Annotated in this window: 17 protein-coding genes and 1 riboswitch; of the genes, 9 read left to right on the top strand and 8 right to left on the bottom strand. The window is 68.2% G+C overall.

The features are described from left to right. The first annotated feature begins 2 nt into the window (after positions 1 to 2). The gene (locus tag LX13_RS08440) at positions 3 to 1,517 is read left to right on the top strand and encodes an NAD(P)(+) transhydrogenase (Re/Si-specific) subunit beta (RefSeq protein WP_301301045.1); all 1,515 of its coding nucleotides are present in this window, start codon (positions 3 to 5) and stop codon (positions 1,515 to 1,517) included. Positions 1,518 to 1,606: 89 nt separating this feature from the next. Here the strand turns inward: LX13_RS08440 and LX13_RS08435 are convergent, their stop codons facing one another. The 3 genes from LX13_RS08435 to metE all read right to left on the bottom strand — a co-directional run bounded on the left by LX13_RS08435 (position 1,607) and on the right by metE (position 4,973). Beyond that, positions 1,607 to 2,023 carry a CARDB domain-containing protein gene (locus LX13_RS08435; protein ID WP_253660894.1) on the bottom strand — a complete coding sequence of 139 codons (417 nt, stop codon included), beginning with the start codon at positions 2,021 to 2,023 and terminating at the stop codon, positions 1,607 to 1,609. A gap of 227 nt (positions 2,024 to 2,250) precedes the next feature. Next, positions 2,251 to 2,625: a VOC family protein gene (locus tag LX13_RS08430; RefSeq protein ID WP_253660893.1), complete on the bottom strand. Its 375-nt coding sequence runs from the start codon at positions 2,623 to 2,625 to the stop codon at positions 2,251 to 2,253. A gap of 77 nt (positions 2,626 to 2,702) precedes the next feature. Further along, a complete protein-coding gene (gene metE, locus LX13_RS08425; protein ID WP_253660892.1) occupies positions 2,703 to 4,973 on the bottom strand; it encodes a 5-methyltetrahydropteroyltriglutamate--homocysteine S-methyltransferase in 2,271 nt (756 codons plus the stop codon). A gap of 183 nt (positions 4,974 to 5,156) precedes the next feature. Beyond that, a riboswitch (cobalamin riboswitch) is annotated at positions 5,157 to 5,334 on the bottom strand. Between the two features lie 107 nt (positions 5,335 to 5,441). Between metE and LX13_RS08420 the strand changes: the two genes are divergently transcribed. Further along, positions 5,442 to 6,827, top strand: a complete 1,386-nt coding sequence (locus LX13_RS08420) for a DUF2252 domain-containing protein (protein WP_253660891.1) — start codon at positions 5,442 to 5,444, stop codon at positions 6,825 to 6,827. A gap of 15 nt (positions 6,828 to 6,842) precedes the next feature. On the opposite strand, the gene LX13_RS08415 is transcribed toward LX13_RS08420, so the two are convergent. Beyond that, the gene (locus LX13_RS08415; protein ID WP_253660890.1) at positions 6,843 to 7,583 is read right to left on the bottom strand and encodes a metallophosphoesterase; all 741 of its coding nucleotides are present in this window, start codon (positions 7,581 to 7,583) and stop codon (positions 6,843 to 6,845) included. Positions 7,584 to 7,642: 59 nt separating this feature from the next. Continuing rightward, on the bottom strand, positions 7,643 to 10,003 hold the full coding sequence (locus LX13_RS08410) for an ATP-dependent DNA ligase (protein WP_253660889.1): 2,361 nt from the start codon (positions 10,001 to 10,003) through the stop codon (positions 7,643 to 7,645). A gap of 274 nt (positions 10,004 to 10,277) precedes the next feature. On the opposite strand from LX13_RS08410, the gene LX13_RS08405 reads away from it, so the two are divergent. Next, positions 10,278 to 10,841 carry a hypothetical protein gene (locus LX13_RS08405; protein WP_253660888.1) on the top strand — a complete coding sequence of 188 codons (564 nt, stop codon included), beginning with the start codon at positions 10,278 to 10,280 and terminating at the stop codon, positions 10,839 to 10,841. 1 nt (position 10,842) lies between these two features. Here LX13_RS08405 and LX13_RS08400 read toward each other — a convergent pair whose 3' ends face one another. After that, positions 10,843 to 11,307, bottom strand: coding sequence for an SRPBCC family protein (locus LX13_RS08400; RefSeq protein ID WP_253660887.1), 465 nt, complete (start codon positions 11,305 to 11,307; stop codon positions 10,843 to 10,845). Between the two features lie 170 nt (positions 11,308 to 11,477). Here LX13_RS08400 and LX13_RS08395 point away from each other — a divergent pair, with 170 nt between their 5' ends. Continuing rightward, complete coding sequence (locus LX13_RS08395) at positions 11,478 to 13,085, top strand: serine hydrolase (protein ID WP_372499897.1); 1,608 nt, start codon at positions 11,478 to 11,480, stop codon at positions 13,083 to 13,085. Positions 13,086 to 13,103: 18 nt separating this feature from the next. Here the strand turns inward: LX13_RS08395 and curA are convergent, their stop codons facing one another. Both curA and LX13_RS08385 read right to left on the bottom strand, forming a co-directional pair. Beyond that, on the bottom strand, positions 13,104 to 14,135 hold the full coding sequence (gene curA / locus LX13_RS08390) for an NADPH-dependent curcumin/dihydrocurcumin reductase (protein WP_253660885.1): 1,032 nt from the start codon (positions 14,133 to 14,135) through the stop codon (positions 13,104 to 13,106). Between the two features lie 91 nt (positions 14,136 to 14,226). Next, positions 14,227 to 14,682, bottom strand: coding sequence for an NUDIX hydrolase (locus tag LX13_RS08385; protein WP_253660884.1), 456 nt, complete (start codon positions 14,680 to 14,682; stop codon positions 14,227 to 14,229). Between the two features lie 105 nt (positions 14,683 to 14,787). Here LX13_RS08385 and LX13_RS08380 point away from each other — a divergent pair, with 105 nt between their 5' ends. Genes LX13_RS08380 through LX13_RS08360 form a run of 5 tightly spaced genes read left to right on the top strand, consistent with a single transcriptional unit; the run spans position 14,788 to position 18,043 of the window. Continuing rightward, positions 14,788 to 15,093 carry a hypothetical protein gene (locus tag LX13_RS08380; protein WP_253660883.1) on the top strand — a complete coding sequence of 102 codons (306 nt, stop codon included), beginning with the start codon at positions 14,788 to 14,790 and terminating at the stop codon, positions 15,091 to 15,093. Between the two features lies 1 nt (position 15,094). Further along, positions 15,095 to 16,024 (top strand): FAD:protein FMN transferase, encoded by a 930-nt coding sequence (locus tag LX13_RS08375; RefSeq protein WP_253660882.1) that lies wholly within the window; start codon positions 15,095 to 15,097, stop codon positions 16,022 to 16,024. Beyond that, complete coding sequence (locus LX13_RS08370; RefSeq protein WP_253660881.1) at positions 16,021 to 16,581, top strand: ferric reductase-like transmembrane domain-containing protein; 561 nt, start codon at positions 16,021 to 16,023, stop codon at positions 16,579 to 16,581. Before LX13_RS08375 ends, LX13_RS08370 begins: the two co-directional genes overlap by 4 nt. Then, a complete protein-coding gene (locus LX13_RS08365; protein WP_253660880.1) occupies positions 16,578 to 17,828 on the top strand; it encodes an NADH-ubiquinone oxidoreductase-F iron-sulfur binding region domain-containing protein in 1,251 nt (416 codons plus the stop codon). The genes LX13_RS08370 and LX13_RS08365 overlap by 4 nt, the downstream gene beginning before the upstream one ends. Next, the gene (locus LX13_RS08360; RefSeq protein ID WP_253660879.1) at positions 17,825 to 18,043 is read left to right on the top strand and encodes a ferredoxin; all 219 of its coding nucleotides are present in this window, start codon (positions 17,825 to 17,827) and stop codon (positions 18,041 to 18,043) included. The genes LX13_RS08365 and LX13_RS08360 overlap by 4 nt, the downstream gene beginning before the upstream one ends. The last annotated feature ends 43 nt before the right edge of the window (positions 18,044 to 18,086 follow it).

The following is an 18,086-nucleotide window of genomic DNA, read 5'->3' as shown; positions in this document are numbered from 1 at the left end:
TAATGCTGCTGGCGGCGGATGCCCACACTCCCAGCCAGGGGGTGTCGTACCTGGTGACCGCCCTCTACATCGTCGCGTTCGGCATGTTCATCTACGGCCTCTCCGGACTGACGGGTCCCAAGACCGCGGTGCGCGGCAACTGGATCGCCGCCGTCGGTATGGGCGTCGCCGTGGTGGCCACCCTGATCTCGGTCTACAACAACGGTTCGAACGGCGACGACGGCGAGACGGTCGGCGTCCCGACCATCAACTGGATCCTCATAGCTGCCGGTCTGATCATCGGTGTCGCACTGGGCATCCCGCCGGCTCTCAAGACCAAGATGACGGCGATGCCGCAGCTGGTCGCGCTGTTCAACGGCGTGGGCGGTGGCACGGTCGCGCTGATCGCGTGGTCGGAGTTCATCGAGACCTCGGGCTTCTCGGACTTCCACGGCACCGAGCCGGCATCGCCTCTGGTCATCGGTTCGCTGATCGCGGCCATCATCGGTTCGATCTCGTTCTGGGGTTCGCTCGTCGCCTTCTCCAAGCTGCAGGAGATCCTGCCCAAGGGCCTGGAGAAGTTCTTCGTCGGCAACGCGAAGGTGTTCCAGGTCGCGAACATCGCGCTGCTGGCTCTGTCGGTGGGCATCGCGATCTTCCTCGGCGTGCAGGCGACCGACGGTGGCGGCGCGAGCACCTGGTGGATCGTCGGACTGCTGATCGCCGCGGGCGTCATGGGACTGTTCGTCGTGTTCCCGATCGGCGGCGCGGACATGCCGGTCGTCATCTCGCTGCTCAACGCCATGACCGGTCTGTCGGCGGCGGCAGCGGGTATCGCGCTCGACAACACCGCGCTCATCGTCGCGGGCATGATCGTCGGTGCCTCGGGCTCCATCCTGACCAACCTCATGGCGACCGCCATGAACCGGTCGATCCCCGCGATCGTCTTCGGGTCCTTCGGTGGCGGCGACGCCGGCGGGGCAGTCGGCCCAGGTGGCGATCAGGGCACTGTCAAGGCGACCTCGGCCGCCGACGCCGCGATCCAGATGGCGTACGCCGGACAGGTCATCGTCGTCCCGGGATACGGCCTCGCCGTCGCCCAGGCGCAGCACGCGGTCAAGGACATGGCGTCGATCCTCGAGTCCAAGGGCGTCGAGGTGAAGTATGCGATCCACCCGGTGGCCGGACGTATGCCCGGACACATGAACGTGCTGCTCGCCGAGGCCGACGTCGAGTACGACTCGATGAAGGAGATGGACGACATCAACGGGGAATTCTCCCGCACCGATGTCACCATCGTCATCGGCGCCAACGACGTCACCAACCCGGCGGCGCGCAACGATCCGAGTTCGCCCATCCACGGGATGCCGATCCTCAACGTCGACCAGTCGCGGTCGGTGATCGTGTTGAAGCGGTCGATGTCGTCGGGGTACGCCGGTATCGAGAACCCGTTGTTCTTCGCCGATCAGACGTCGATGCTCTTCGGTGACGCCAAGAAGTCGGTCGGTGCGGTCATCGAGGAACTCAAGGCCCTGTAAACGCCAGTTGGGCACGTAACGACGCCAGTTGGGCACCTGCACCCGTTGACTGGGCGGTTGCGGACGCCGACTGGGCGCCGCGGCGAGGCTCAGCCGACCAGGAAGCGGAACCCGCTGACCGTGTTGTTCGCCGGGTTGGCGTCGCGCTGCTTCTCTTTCGCCGACACCGTGACCTGTCCGATGAGGATGCGGCCGATCATGCTGCGTGTGGCGATGCGGCGTGTCTCGCCCGGACGGATCGATTCGACGGTGAATCCGTCGCTGCCGGTGGGCGGGATCGATGTGACGACGACGGCGATGTCGGTGGCGGTTGCGTTGCCGCGGTTGCGGATCGTGATGCTGAACGGGATCTGGTCACCCTGCGCACGCGGCCCGAGCACCGGCAGGGTGACGGTCAGGTCGGGTCGAGCGGGTGCGGCCTGTGCGACCGCGGTTCCCGTGACGCCGCCGAGGACGCATGCCGCAGCGATTGCGGTGGCGACCGATCGGGTGACCAGAGATCTCATGTGCGCTCCCTCGTTCAGATGTACGTGACGCTGGTGGGAAATATTTAGCAGTTCTACGAGTCGAGCGTCCTGGATTCCCGCGAACTGCCCACCCGGGCGTCCGTGACCGCCCAGTCGTTGTCCGCATCTGCCCAGTCGACGTCCGTAACCGCCCACTCAACGGGTTTACGTGCCCAACTGCGGTGATCACTTGCCCAACTGCGGTGATCACGTGCCCAACTGGCGGGTCAGTGGGCCTCGTCCCAGGTGCGACCGAGGATGCAGAACTCGTTGCCCTCGGGATCGGCGAGCACGGTCCAGGTGACGGACGGGTCCTGACCGACATCGACCCGTCGTGCACCCAGCGACACCACGCGGTCGATCTCCTCCTTCGTGGTGCAGCCGTCGGCGCGAAGATCCAGGTGCAGACGGTTCTTGATCGTCTTCGCCTCGGGCACGGCGATCAGGTCGATGCCCGGTGACGAACCGTCGGCCGGTCCGATCGCCAGATACCCGTCCCCCTCGCGTTCGAGCACCTGCCACCCCAGGACCTGGGTCCAGAAATCGGCGAGCGCGGAGACGTCGTGGCAGTCGATGGCGATGGTGTCGAGTCGGCTGGTCATGCTCAGGAACGGTAACCGACGATCGTCCGGGTGGGCACCGGTTTTCACCCGCACCCACCCGGACGATCAGCGTGGGTCTAGAGCTCCGAGCGCACCATGTGCGCCGCGGTGACGAGATTGCGCAGCGACGCCTCCACCTCGTCGGTCGAGCGGGTCTTCAGTCCGCAGTCGGGATTGATCCACAGACGTTCGGAAGGAACGGCATCCAGCGCGGCCTTCAGCGATGCCACGATCTCGCCGACCTCCGGAACGCGCGGTGAGTGGATGTCGTAGACACCCGGGCCGACGCTGTTGGAGTAGCCGATGGAGTTGAGATCGTCCAACACCTCCATGTGCGACCGTGCCGCTTCGATCGACGTCACGTCCGCGTCGAGGTCGGCGATGGCACCGATCACCGCACCGAACTCCGAGTAGCAGAGGTGGGTGTGGATCTGCGTCGAGTCGCGCACCCCGGACGTCGACAACCGGAAGGCATCGACCGCCCACGTGAGATACGCCGACTGGTCCTCCGACCGCAACGGCAACAGCTCACGCAACGCCGGCTCGTCGACCTGGATGATGCCGATGCCTGCGGCCTCGAGGTCGACGGTCTCGGCGCGGATCGCGACCGCGATCTGATTTGCGCTGTCCGCCAACGGTTGATCGTCACGGACGAACGACCACGCCAGGATCGTGACCGGCCCGGTCAGCATGCCCTTGACCGGACGGTCGGTGAGCGACTGCGCGTAATCGATCCACGCCACGGTCATCGCGTGCGGGCGACGGACGTCGCCGTACAGGATCGGCGGACGCACACAGCGCGTCCCGTAGGACTGCACCCAGCCGTTCTCGGTGGCGAAGAACCCGTCGAGCTGCTCGGCGAAGTACTGGACCATGTCGTTGCGCTCGGGTTCACCGTGCACCAGCACGTCGAGTCCCAGATCCTCCTGCAGCGCGATCACACTCGCGACCTCGTCGCGCATCCGCTGCTCGTACTCGGCGACGCCGATCTCGTTCTTGCGCAGCGCTGCTCGTGCGAGTCGGATCGCCGACGTCTGCGGGTAGGACCCGATCGTCGTCGTCGGCACCTCGGGCAGGTTCAACCGCTCGTTCTGCGCCGTCCGTCGATCGGTGGACGGCCCGCGGGTGATTCCCCCGCGCAACGCCGCCGCCACCTGCTCGCGAACCTGACCGTCGTGCACGCGGGGATCCGACCGCCGCGCGGCCAACGCCTGCGAGCAGGCATCCAATGTCGCACTGACGGATTCGCGTCCGTCACGCAGCGCGGTGGACAGGGTGACCACCTCGGCGACCTTCTCCTCCCCGAACGCGAGCCAACTCCGCAGGGTGTCGTCGAGTTCGGTCTCCGGTTCGAGGCTGTACGGGACGTGCAACGTCGAGCAGGAGGTCGACACTGCCACCGACGCGGCCGAACCCAGCAGGGTGGCCAGCGTCGCCAGCGACACCGACAGGTCGTTGCGCCAGATGTTGCGGCCGTTGACCACACCCGCGACGAGCAGCTTCGACGTCAACGCCGGGACCGTGGCGACGGCGTCGGCGGTCCCGCGCACCAGGTCGAGCGCGATGCCCTCGACGTCGGTGGCGGCCAGTGCGGGTAGTGCGTCGCGGAGATCGCCGAAGTAGCTCGCCACCAGAATGGCCGGGCGGTCGCTTGCGCTACCGAGTTCGCCGTAGACCCGCGACGCGAGCCCGGCCGGGTCCTCGTGCAGGTCGGTGACCAGCGCGGGCTCGTCGATCTGCACCCATTCCGCTCCCGCGGACCTCAACCTCGACAACAGCTCGCGATAGAGCGGGATCAGCTCATCGAGCCGATCGATCGGGGCGCCGCCGCCGTCGACCGCCTTGCTCAGCAGCAGGAACGTGATCGGTCCGACGATGACCGGCCGAGCCGGGATCCCCAGCGACAGGGCCTCGTCGAGCTCACCGAGCACCTTGCTCGGGTCCAGCGCGAACTCGGTGGACGCGGAGATCTCCGGGACGAGGTAGTGATAGTTCGTGTCGAACCACTTCGTCATCTCCAGTGGGGTGATCCGGCCGGTACCCCGGGCGGCCGCGAAGTAACGATCGAGATCATCGGTGATGGTGGCGACCCGGGGCGGCAGAGCGCCGAGCAGGACGGCGGTGTCGAGGACCTGGTCGTAGAACGAGAAGGTGTTGACCGGGACCGAGTCCAGTCCGGCGGCGTGCAGCTTCTGCAGACCGTCACGACGCAGGTCGGTGGCCAGCGCGTGCAGCTGGGTCTGGTCGGTGCGGCCCGCCCAGTACGACTCGATCGCACGTTTGAGCTGCCTCTTGGGCCCGATGCGCGCCGAGCCGAGAGTTGTTGCGGTGAAAGGTGTACCAGTCATGTACGTATAGATCCTTCGGTGCGTGCGGAAGGACATCACCAAAGAACGTGGTACCGACGAGCCGGTCGCATGCCGATGGCACGCGACGATCCGACCCCGTGAGAGGGCACGGCACGACTCTTGCGGTCACACGCCCAGTCCACGAGGCGATGATCCGCCGGGTGCGGCGCACCCGGCACAGTTGGCAGGTCTTCGGACTCGTGGGCACAGCACTCTGGCCTAGTGGCCGACGCTTCCCAGCGGCTCCGCTCGCGCGGACCCACCAGTGCTCATGTCGGCGGTCGTTCCCACTCACCGCTGCGGGACAGTCCCGGATTCTCACCGGGTTCCCTCTTGCCCGGTCACCGCCATGGCGATGACCGCGCTCGATGCCGCACGACGGACTCAGGGGCTCCTGGGCGTCTCTCGTACGGCAGACCAGCTGCGATCGCGACAGTACGCGCATCCAGCCCCCGATAGCATCCAGGCATGCCTTTCCATCACTTTCTCGAGCGTCATGACCACGACGCCGCCGTCGCGATGGGAAAGTCCGTCCGAGACGCGCTGCCCCGTTCGGGGCTGGCCGATGTGCCCGCGTTCGACCGTGATCTGGTGTCACTCGTCCGGGCGCAACACGCGGGACGGATCCCGGAGCTCATCCCGCTGCGGATCGCGCGGATGAGTGAGTCGCCGTTCGCGTTCTACCGCGCGACGGCCGACATCATGGCCGGCGACCTCGCCGCGTCGGCGGTGACCGGTATCGACGTGGTGATCAGCGGTGACGCGCACCTGGGCAACTTCGGTTTCTACGCCAGTCCTGAGCGTCGGATCCTGTTCGACCTGAACGACTTCGACGAGTCCGGGGTCGGTCCGTGGGAGTGGGACCTCAAACGGTTGGCTGTCAGCGCCGTGCTGTGCGCCCGGGCCGACGGTGCCGATCTCGACGACCAACGCGAGCTGGCCGAGGAGGTCGTCGAGGGATACCGGTCGGCGATCCGCAGCGCGGCGTCGGAGTCGGTGATCGACCGGTACTACACCTCGGTCGACGCCGAGGAGCTCGCCGACACCGCAAGCGGATCGGTCGCCGACGTCATCGAGGAGGCATTGGTCAAGGCGCGCAGACGAACTGCCGCCTCGATTGTCGACAAGATCACCGAGGTCGGTGTCGACGGGCGGCGTCGCATCACCCCCGATCCGCCGATCGTCGTGCCGCTCTCGGCGCAGGACCCCAGTCGGGTGCAGCTCGCCGGGCAGCGGGTGGACGAGATCTTCACCCACTACCTCGCGTCCGTCCGTACCGATGTCGCCCTGTTGCTGTCGCAGTTCGAGATCGTCGACGTCGCGCGGCGGGTCGTCGGTGTCGGATCCATCGGGAACATCGCGCTGATCGTGCTGCTGGAGGGTCCGTCGAAGGAGCCGATGGTGTTGCAGCTCAAGCAGGCTGCCCCGTCGGTGCTGGAGACCAGCGGTGGTCGGACCGACGTCATCCCGGAGACCGAGCACACCCCGGCCTTCGCTCGCGACGCCGTGCGGGTCGTCGCGAGTGCGCATGTGCTGCAGGCGAACTCCGATCCGTTCCTGGGCTGGACGGCGACGTCGGAGGGCGCGTTCTACTGGCGGCAGTTCCGCGACATGAAGGGCTCGATAGATGCCACCGACCTCAGCGCGCGGGAACTGCGTCGGTACGGGCGGCTGTGCGCTCGTCTCCTCGCGCGGGCCCACAGCCAGAGTCCGGCGTTCGGTCAGATCGCGGGGTACCTCGGCAAGAAGGACAGTGTCGATCGAGCCGTCGCCCGCTGGTCCATCGGCTACGCCGACCAGGTCGACCGCGACTACGCCGATTTCCTCGCCGCGGCCGCGTCCGGCGCCATCTGACGTCCTCCCGCGGGCTCAGACGACGACAGACCGGAAATGCGTGATCATCCGCCACCCGTCGAGGGTGTGGAACGCGAGTCCGGGCGGCTGTGAGGCGTTGACGATGTCGGTGCCCTCGCACGGCAGGTTCAGCGTCGACGACACCCCGGGCGCGATGCACAGTGGTCGGCCGGCGAAGCTGGTGACGGCGCCGGTGTGCGCGTGGCCGCAGAGGAACCCGACGATGTTGGGATGCCTGGCGGCGACCGCAGCGAGCCGCTCCTCGCCACGCTGACGGATGTTGTCCATGAACGGCATCAGCAGCATCACCGGCGGGTGGTGGAAGCACACGAACACGGGGACCCGCGGCCCGACCGCGGTGATCTGTTCATCCATCCAGGCCAGCGTCGCGTTGCTGAGGTAACCGTCGTTGCGGCCGGGAACGCTGCTGTCGCACATCAGGAACAGGGCGCCGGCGATGGTCTCGGCCCGGTTGATCGGGTTGTCGTGGGTGTGTCTGCCCAGCAGGCCGTAGCCGAATTCGTCGCGCCGATCGTGGTTGCCCGGGATGATCAGCGTCGGGATCGGCGACTGCAGCGTCGCCGCGGCCTCCTCGTACTGCGCGGGCGTCCCGTCGTCGGCGATGTCGCCGGTGACCACCAGCGCATCGATCGACTCCGACCGCGCCGCCAGGTAGTCCAGGACCGCCTTCACCCGGCGGCGGTTGTGCTCGCTGCCGTCGAAGTGGAGGTCGCTGATGTGCGCGACGGTCAGCATCGCACTGCTCCGAACTGCACCGACTCAGACCTCCCCGACTCCTGCGTGAAGATCAATGATCACAGATCCCCCGGCAACTTGTCCCTGCGGATGCCCCGCCAGCTCGGATGTCGGAGGTGTCCGGTGCTGGTCCAGTCCATGAAGCGCACCTCGGCGACCACCTTTGGCAGCACCCACACCGCGTCGTGCTCGACGGGCCGATCGAGGCGATCGACGAACGGCGACGTCTTCCGCTTGAGGGGTAGGAGTTCCTCGGCCAGCGCGGTCAGTTGTTTGTCGGTGAGCCCGGTGCCGACCCGCCCGACGTAGCGCAACCCCGTCTCCTCGGGGAGGCCGACCAGCAGGGATCCGATGGTGTTGGCGCGGTTGCCCTTTCCCGGACGCCACCCGCCGACGACTACCTCGATGTCGCTCCAGTTCTTCTGCTTGAGCCACGTCTGCGAACGCCGTCCCTGCTGGTAGACCGAGTCGCGACGCTTGGCGACGACTCCTTCCCACCCCTTCTCGCGACTCTGGGCGACTGCCTCGACGCCGGAACCGATGAGCAGCGGCGGCACCTCGATCGCAGGGTTGGACGCGAAGATCGGCGCGAGTTCGTCGAGCAGCGCGCGGCGGTCCTCCCACGTCATCCGGATCAGCGACGACCCGTTGAGGTAGAGCACGTCGAACAGGAGCAGTTTGATGTCGAACTTCTCGTCGGTGTGCGCGCGACTCGCCAACAGCGTGAAGTTGGTCTTGCCGTTGCTGTCGACGGCCACGACCTCGCCGTCGAGCACCGCGTCGATCAGTCCGAGATCGTCGGCGACGGAGTGCAGCTGCGGGAAGTCCTTGGTCATGTCGATCCCGGACCGGCTGCGCAGCCGGAGCTCGCCCCGGGTGTACTCGAGCAGGATGCGGTAGCCGTCCCACTTGCCCTCGAACGCCCACTTGCCGGCGTCGAGCTTCTCGACGGGGTCCTCGGTGGCGAGCATCGGGCGGGGATCGCGCAGGCTGTCGGGCAGGATCGGGCGCGGCTCGTCCGACATCAGATGGGCGAGCCAGTTCTTGTCGCCGGTCTTGATCAGCGCGTAGCGACCCTGGATGCGTTCGCCGTGTAGTCGGACGATGACCTCGTTGGCACGCCACTTCTCGGTCTCGTAGGTGCCGTGGTCCCAGATCTCGACGTGCCCGCCGCCGTACTCGCCGGCCGGGATGTCGCCCGCGAATGTCGCGTAGTCCAACGGGTGGTCCTCGGTGTGCACCGCGAGACGGTTCTGGTCGCCGTCGAGCGGCAGGTTCTTGGGCACCGCCCACGACACCAGGACGCCGTCGCGTTCGAGCCGGAAGTCGTAGTGCAGGCGCCGGGCGTGGTGCTCCTGGATGACGAAGATGGGCGCGCCGGGTTCACCGGTGTCCCCGGCACCCGTGTGCGCGGTGTCGCCGAACGGTTCCGGGGTCTTCGCCTCGTCACGCTTGCGGCGGTACTCGCCCAGATCGACGACCTCCCGTTCCCCCTCGGCGTCGGCGGACGGTGGCGCCTCCGGGGCGTCGATGGCGTCGTCGAGTCCGGCGAGGATGTCGCCGTGGGTGTCGATGCGCTCGAGTACCTCGGTGAAGTCGAGCTGGCGGATGTCGGTGTCGGTGAACTCGTCCCAGAAGCGTGGTGCCGCGGCCCACGGACGGTCCCGACCGCGCAGCGAGTACGGCGACAACGTCGTCTTCGAACCGCTGTTCTGGCTCCAGTCGATGAACACCTTGCCCGGGCGCAGCGCCTTGCTCATCGATGCGGTGACGTCATCGGGGCGCTCGGCCGCCAGTGCGGTTGCGATCTGCTTCGCGACGGTCCGCGCGCCGTCGGACGACACCGCCCTCGGCAACGGCGCGTAGACGTGGATTCCCTTGCTGCCGCTGGTCACCGGGTACGAGTCCAGACCCGCGCTCGCCAACAGATCGCGGAGCAGCAGGGCGATCTCCGCGCATTGCGACAGCGCGACGTCGGGGCCCGGGTCGAGGTCGAGGACCAGTCGGTTCGCGCGGCGGTCCGCCTTGGCCATCGTGACCTCGGTGGTGTCCGGTGGGAACGTCCATTGCGGCACATGTAGTTCGAGTGCCGCCTGCTGTCCGAGCCACACCAGGTCGGCGCGGGACGCCGCCACCGGATAGGTCGCCTCCCGGTCGCTGTGCTCGATCGACCGGCGCTCGATCCAACTCGGCGCGCTGTCGGGAAGGTTCTTCTCGAAGAACGGTTGCTTCTCGACCCCGTCCGGCCACCGCTTACGGGTGATGGGGCGACGCCACAGATGCGGCAGCATCACATCGGCGACGCGGTTGTAGTAGTCGATGACCTCGTATTTGCGGGTCCCGGTCGCGGGATAGATGACCTTGTCGAGATGGGTGACGGCGACGTGCCGTCCATCGACGTCGATCGAGTCACCGGCCATGCCGTCCAGTGTCCCAGCCGCAGCTCTGCGCGTCACGGCCCACGACGAGCTTCACCCCCGGCGGACGATTTCGGGCTACGGTGGAGTAGTTGCTCCTGAAGTCAGCCGGGTCGACCGAACCTCAGTTCGTCCACCCGCTCCGGGAAATCACCGGTCGCGGATTCACTCATCGCGACAACACATCCCACCGCCCCCTGGCGGTCGACGTTGTCGTGTTCGTCGCCCGCCTGTCGGCTCGTCCGACGGCCGCGCGGCATGTCCCGAGAGGACTCTCATGTCCGTACGTATCACCACCGCCCGCTCACTCCACGATCTCGGTGCCGCAGCCTGGTTCGGCGGTTCGCTGATGGGCGCCCTGGGCGTCAACGGCGCCGCTGCCGCCGTCCGCGACCCCAGGGACCGTGCCCGCGTCGCTGCCGTCGGGTGGGCCAAGTGGTCGCCGGCCAACGCCGCGGCGATCGCAGCGCACGTCGTCGGCGGCGCGATCGTGCTGTACGACAACCGCGGTCGGGCGGTGCACCAGTCCGGTGTCCGCGCCAACACCGTCACGAAGCTGGCCGTGACCGCCGCAGCGCTCGGCGCGACCGCCTACAGCGGTGTGCTGGGCGCGAAGACAGCGGAGGGCGACGGCTCGCCGGTGCACGGCGCCACCGATCCCGCACCCACCACGCCGCCCGAGGTCGCCAATGCGCAGAAGCAGCTCCGCTACCTCCAGTGGGCCCTTCCGGTGCTGACCGGAACCATCGTGGTGCTCGGCGCACAGCAGGGCGAGCAGCAGCGTCCCACGCAGATCGCCTCGGGACTCGCGAGCACCCTCGCGCGTCGCGTCGCGAGCTGAGTCAGCTCCCCTCGGCGATCCCCTTGATGCGAGCGAGCGTCTCGGGGATCCCGCTGTGCGCGGCATCGATCCGGTTCTGGATCTGTGCGTCCGCCTCGTCGCCGTACTTCTCGTGGAAGTAGGCGATGCCGTCGTCGGTGAAGTGCCATGACTCGGTGAGTCGGGTACCACCGTCGTCGGGGGCGATCGTGTAGCCCCACCGGCTGTACTTGCCGCCGACCTTCCACGCGAACTCCTCGCCGGGAGTCGCCACGACGACCTCCGATCGGGTCTCCCAGGTCCGATCGGGGGTCTCGTTGCGTCCGGTGAACCACGCGCCGACCTCGGGACCCTGCCCCTCGTCCCACCAGCACGCCGCGCAGATCGGACTCCACTCCCCGGTGCGGGTGACGTCGGAGACCAAGGCGTACAGCGCGTCTGGCGTCGCGTCGATGACGATCGAGTCGGAATGCGTCAGATTGCTCATGGTCGCCACCGTAACCCGAGAGGCGATCCGCGGTCGCTAGTGCTGATCAACGATGTCGCATATGTCCTAGACGCCCCGTGACGGTGACCGGCGGGTTTACGCTCCGACCAGCACAGCTGCCGGCAGCGGCGGCGCGTCGAGCGGAGACGAACATGCGTGCATCTGTGGACATGCGTCGAGACGGACACCGACAGAAGCGCGCGTGGACCACCGCGATATCCCTGGTTGCCGTGTGTGCCCTCGGCGCCGCGTGCGACTCCGGGTCGTCATCGGGCCCGGCCGCGTCGAGCGCGTCCGACGGCGCCGACGTCAACGCTGCGGCCGCCAACCCGATCGCCCCCGGCGCCATCGACAACGCGGTCGGCCAGATCGACGGCATGGTCGATGAACTCATGCGCACAACCGGTACACCCGGCATGGCGGTTGCCGTCGTGCACGGCGGCAAGCAGGTCTACGCCAAGGGGTTCGGGGTCGCGAACATGGCGACCGGCGCCAAGGTCGACGCCGACACCGTATTCCAGTTGGCCTCGGTGTCGAAGTCGGTCGGATCGTCGGTGGTGGCCGCGGAGGTCACGAAGAAGGCCATCACCTGGGACACCCCGATCGTCGCCAATCTCCCGTCGTTCGCGCTGTCGGATCCGTGGGTCACGACGCACGTGACCGTCGCCGACATGTATTCGCACCGTTCGGGGCTGCCCGAACACGCGGGTGACAAGCTCGAGTCGATCGGGTACTCGCAACAGGACGTGTTGGCCCGGATGCGCAGTGTCCCGCTGTCGCCGTTCCGCGCGACGTACGACTACACGAACTTCGGACTCACCGCTGCGGCGGAATCGGTCGCCGCGAAATCCGGAAAAGACTGGGCCACACTGTCGGCCGACACCATCTACACCCCGCTGGGGATGTCGTCGACGAGTTCGCGCTACTCCGACTTCATCTCCCGTCCCGACCACGCGATCGGACACATCAAGATCGACGGCAAGTGGGCTCCGACCACGTTCCAGCGCGAGCCCGATGCGCAGTCACCCGCAGGCGGCGTCAGCTCGTCGGTCAACGACATGTCGCACTGGCTGGAGATGATGCTCGGCGACGGCACCTATCAGGGGCGTCAGATCGTCAGCCCGGAGTCGATGGTTCCCGCCATCTCGCCGGAGATCGTGTCGAACCCGCCGGCCGGTCCCGCCGATCGCACCGGGTTCTACGGATACGGGTTCAACTCCTCGGTGACCGCCGACGGCCGCACGATGTACTCGCATTCCGGGGCGTTCAGTTCCGGTGCGGGAACGAATTTCGTGGCGATCCCGTCGGCCGACGTCGCCATCGTGACGTTGACGAACGCCGCACCGACGGGGGCGGCGGAGTCGCTCGGGATGCAGTTCGCCGATCTCGTCCAGTACGGCGAACGGCGTACGGACTGGTTCGACCTGTACGGGCCCGCCTTCGAGGACCAGAGCAAGCCGTTCGGGTCGTTGGTCGGGGTCTCGCGACCCGCCCCGTCCACACCGACGCAGCCGTTGGCGTCCTACGCCGGTACCTACACCAACGGCTACTACGGACCCGCGACGGTGTCCGAACGTGATGGCAGGCTGCAACTCTCACTCGGACCCGACGGACGTGCCACCTATCCGCTCACACATTGGAGCGGCAACGAGTTCACGTATTCGATGCGCGACGAGAACGCCGAGGACGGGTCGATCTCGAAGGTCACCTTCGACGGACCGGCGATGACCGTCGAGTACTACGACGACGAGGAGAGCAACGGCGTGTTCACACGCTGAGCGCGGGCCGGCGGATCGCTACTCGGCGATCCGCACCACCGTCTTGCCGAAGTTCTTGCCCGACAGCATGCCGCGGAACGCGTCGAGGGTGTTGTCGAATCCCTCGGCGACGTGCTCGCGGTACTTGAGCGACCCATCGGCGACCCAGCCCGACGCGTCGCGCAGGAACGAGCCGAACTGGTCGTTCGCGAACTCGGTCTGGATGAACCCGCGCACGGTGAGGCTGCGGGAGAGGATCTGACCCATCAGGGCCCCGCTGCGGTCGGGCCCGTCTGGCAGTTCGGTGAGGTTGTAGTTGGCGACGAGGCCGCACACGGGGATCCGGCCGTAGGTGTTCATCCGCGGCAGGACGGCGTCGAACACCTTGCCGCCGACGTTCTCGAAGTAGACGTCGATGCCACCGGGAACCGCGGCCTTGAGCTGGTCGGCGAAGTCGTCGGCGCGGTGGTCGATCGCGGCATCGAAACCGAGCTCGTCGGTGAGGTAGGCGACCTTGTCCGGACCGCCGGCGATGCCGACCGCACGGGCGCCCTTGATCTTCGCGATCTGTCCGACGGCGGAGCCGACCGGTCCGGTGGCCGCGGCGACCACGACGGTCTCGCCCTCTTTCGGTGCCCCGATGGTCAGCAGACCGGAGTAGGCGGTGAACCCGGGCATGCCGAGGACCCCGAGCGCGGTCGACGCCGGGACGGAGCTCGTGTCGAGCGTGCGCAGGTAGGAGGTGGACTCGACCGAGTGGGTCTGCCAGCCGCCGTAGCCCAGCACGATGTCGCCGGGCGCGAAGGAGGAGTCGGTGGACTGCAGGACGCGCGAGACGGTCGCGCCGACCATGGTCTGGTCGATCTCGACCGGCGCCGCGTACGACTTGGCCGAACTCATCCGTCCGCGCATGTACGGGTCGAGCGACAGGTCCAGCGTCTGGAGCAGCGCCTGTCCGTCACCGAGTTCGGGGAGGGCGGCCTCCTCGAATCGGAAGTCGGAGTCCTTCGGTTCGCCGTGCGGTCGTGCCGCCAGGACGATCCGTCGGGTGGTCTGCTGCTCGCTGGTCATCTCGCTCCTTCATGCGTGTCCGTACTTCTTGCTTCGCGTAACGACTGCTTTGTGGCACTTTGTTCCACGGCCACGCGGTCGGTGCGGTGACTCACAGGAGGACGTCGCCGGCCCGGTCGGCGAGGGCGGGCCACACGCGGTCGGTGAGCAAGGGGGCGAGCGGGACGCCGACGTCCGCGCGCCGCAGGTCCAGCCACCGGACCTCCTCGATCTCCGACGCGGGCACACCGGCGAGGACGACGGCGGCGTCGAACTCCCCCGCGACGACGTAGACGTGGGCGTCGACGAGGTGACCGGGCTCGTTGGCGGCGTCGGCGCGGAAGTGTCCCAGCAAGTCGAGTGCGGCGGCCTCGACAATCAGCCCGACCTCCTCGGCGCTCTCCCGCACGGCGGCGTCGGCGGGCGACTCACCCGACTCGAACTTCCCGCCCGGGAGCATGAACGTGCTGGTGCCGCGTTTGCGGACGGTGAGGATCCGACCGGCGGTGTCGGTGACGACCACCGCCGACACTCGGATGACCGGGGCAGTGGCGGAGGTGTCGGGCACGCGCCCATGATGCCCGGTCATCACAGGGGACAACTCCCAGCCGCAACCCAGCGACCTCACAGCCGCGATCCCGACACTGGAGCGCACAGCAGAAGGGAGAGTGTCGTGATCACTCCAGAGCGCGGTATCCGGCGAGTACGCATCGCCGCCGCAGCGTTGACCATGGGCGCACTCGCCGCGGTCGGCATCACCACCGGTGTCGCCTACGCCGACACCACGTCGACGTCGGTGCAGGACACCTCGACGACCACCGGCACCGACGGCGCCGCCACGACCGACACCGGGTCGACGTCGACGACCGACAGTTCCACGTCGACGACCGACTCCTCGACGGGGACGTCGACCTTCGGGAACAGTCCGAGCGTCTCGGCCGGATCCGGTGACAGCCACGCGCAGACGAGTGGGTCCTGAGATGACCGCCGCATGCACCTGGCAGATCTGGGGCCTCGACGCGTCGCTGACCGTGACCGATCCGCGGCGACTGAGCGACGCACGGGTGATCGTCGAGAAGATCCTGGACGACGTCGACCGCGCGTGCAGCCGGTTCCGTCCGGACGCCGAGCTCTACGGCAAGTCGATCCGGCGTGGACGTCCGACGCGGATCTCGCCGGCGCTGCGCACGCTCGTCGACGCGGCCCTCGACGCCGCCCGCGCGTCCGACGGTGCGGTGGATCCCACCGTGGGTCAGGCATTGGTCTCCCTCGGTTACGACCGTGATCTCGCGGCCGTACTGGCCGATCCGGCACAGGCCGACCGCGGAGACGGCATGCCCCGCATCCGGATCCGACCGGCCGACCACACCTTGATCCGCAGGCACGGTGACACCCTCGCCGTTCCGGAGGGCATCACCCTCGACCTCGGAGCCACCGCAAAGGCGGTTGCCGCGGACCTCGCCGCCGACGTCATCGCCGACGAGATCGGCTGCGGCGTCATGGTGAGCCTCGGTGGCGACATCGCAGCACGTGGTGAGACACCCACCGGCGGCTGGCAGGTGACCGTCGACGACGGTCCCGGTGAACCGCGTACCCAGATCGCCCTGCAGGGCGACTGCGCCGTGGCCACCTCGAGCACCCTGCACCGGCGGTGGCGGCATCGTGGCACGTCGATGCACCACATCATCGATCCCGCCACCGGACTGCCCGCCGAGGTGCGATGGCGCACGGTGACCGTGGTCGCCCGACGCTGTGTCGACGCGAACACGGTCAGTACCGCGTGCATCGTCAAGGGCGATGCCGGAGCGGACTGGGTTGCGGCGACGGGACTCCCGGCCCGCCTGATCGCCGCCGACCGCTCCGTCATCGGGTGCAACGGCTGGCCCGCCCCCGACCAACTCGCGGCATGACCGACGAGGCGCTGTGGGCGCTGGGTCGCGGCACCGGCATCACCGCACTGCTGATGCTCACGGTGTCGCTCGTGCTCGGTATCGCGGGCCGTTCCGGACGAAGCGTGTTCGGTCTGCCGCGGTTCGGGGTGGTCGCGGTCCACCAGTTCGCATCGTTGTCGGCCACCCTGCTGATCGCGCTGCACGTGACCACGCTGGTGATCGACCCCTACGCCCAACTCGACCTCGTCGACGTCGTCGTACCTTTCGGCGGCGGATACGAGTGGTTCTGGGTCGGCCTGGGAACTCTCACGCTCGACATGACGATCGTCGTCGTCGTCACCAGCCTGCTGCGACACCGACTGGGTCACAGGGTGTTCCGCGCGGTCCACTGGATCAGTTACGCGATGTGGCCGGTGGCGCTCGCGCACGGCCTGGGCAGCGGCAGCGACACCGGCGACGCCTGGATGATCGTCCTGGTCGCCATCACCGTCCTGGCCGTCCTCGTGGCGCTTGCGTTGCGATTGAGGGCCGATTTCACCGAGTTCCACCGCACCCGAAAGGTGTCCCTGCGATGACGACATCCACAGCACCGCTGCCCGACACGCTCGGCGACACCGCGTCCGGGATCCGTACCCCGCGTCTGCTCACCGGCGCCGGCGACGACCTCGACCGACACCGACAGATCCACGGCGCGTTGCCCTCCCGCGGTGCCGACCTGATCGCCATGGCGCAGGCCGCCGGGCTGACGGGCCGCGGTGGCGCCGCGTTCCCCTCGGCACGCAAACTCGCCGCGACCGACCGCGCGTCAGGCATCCCGGTGATTATCGCCAACGGTGCGGAGGGGGAGCCGTTGAGCCGTAAGGACGCGGTACTGCTCGACCGGTCACCGCATCTCGTCCTCGACGGTCTGCGTGCGGCGGCCGCCGCGATCGGCGCCGACACCGCCTTCCTGTGCGTCCCGGCGCACCGCGTCGCGCATCTGCGAGCCGTGATCGACGCTCGACGCGAATCGGGTTGGGACGCAACCCCGACCACCGTGACCGCGACACCGGGTCGATTCGTCGACGGGGAGAAGACCGCGCTCATCGACCTGGTCTCGGGCGGACCGGGACGGCCGATGGACCAACGACGCAGTGCGAGCGTGTCCGGCGTGAACGGCCGGCCCACCCTGGTACACAACGTCGAGACCCTGGCGCACCTGGCCCTCATCGCACGTGGCGGGCCGCGCTGGTTCCGTGAGCGCGGCACCGCTGACGAACCCGGCACGATGCTGGTCACGCTCGCGGGCGCCGATGCGATCGACGGGGTGCTCGAGATCGACATGGGAACACCGTTGGGCGCAGTCCTGCGTAGCGTTCCGTCGCTCGCCCCCGGCGATCTGCGTGCGGTCCTGGTCGGCGGGTTCCACGGAACCTGGATCGACCGTGCCGATGTCGGACGGGTGTCGATGTCGGCCCGGACCCTGCGCTCCGTCGGCGCGAGTCCCGGCGCAGGGGTGCTGCGCTACCTGCGTCGTGACGAGTGCGGCCTGGCCGCCACGTCGGCCATCGTCGACCACCTCGCGAGCGAGACCGCCGGGCAGTGCGGACCGTGCCGGTTCGGGCTGCCTGCTCTCGCCGACGCCGTGGCCGAGTTGCTCGCGCGCGGCGGCGCGGAGAACGCCGCACGTGTGGCGCGCCTGGCCGACACCATCGACAAGCGCGGCGCCTGCACTCATCCCGACGGCACCGCCCGCATGGTGCGGTCCGCGTGCGCGGTGTTCGCCGACGACGTCGCCGCCCACGCTGTCGGCCGTTGCGGTGCACCAGGAGGACGGCGATGAGTCGGATGCACGTGGACTGGACCCGATGCGACGGCCGCGGGCTGTGCGTCGAACTCCTGCCGGAGACCTTCGACCGCGACGAGTGGGGCTACCCGGTCAGCGTTCGAGGAGAGCGAGAACCGGGGATCGACGCGGGTGCGCACGGGCGAGCCAAGCGCGCCGTGAAGGCCTGCCCCCGCCTGGCGTTGAGCATCGTCGACACCGACCGACGATGATTTTCGGCATCGGTGACGGTCTGACCTGAGGACCCCGGCGTAC

Origin of the sequence: Williamsia maris (assembly GCF_024171815.1) — a bacterium.
GTDB lineage: Bacteria > Actinomycetota > Actinomycetes > Mycobacteriales > Mycobacteriaceae > Williamsia_A > Williamsia_A maris.
Note: the sequence above shows the minus strand (reverse complement) of the source record. Positions and strands in the feature narration are given on the sequence as shown.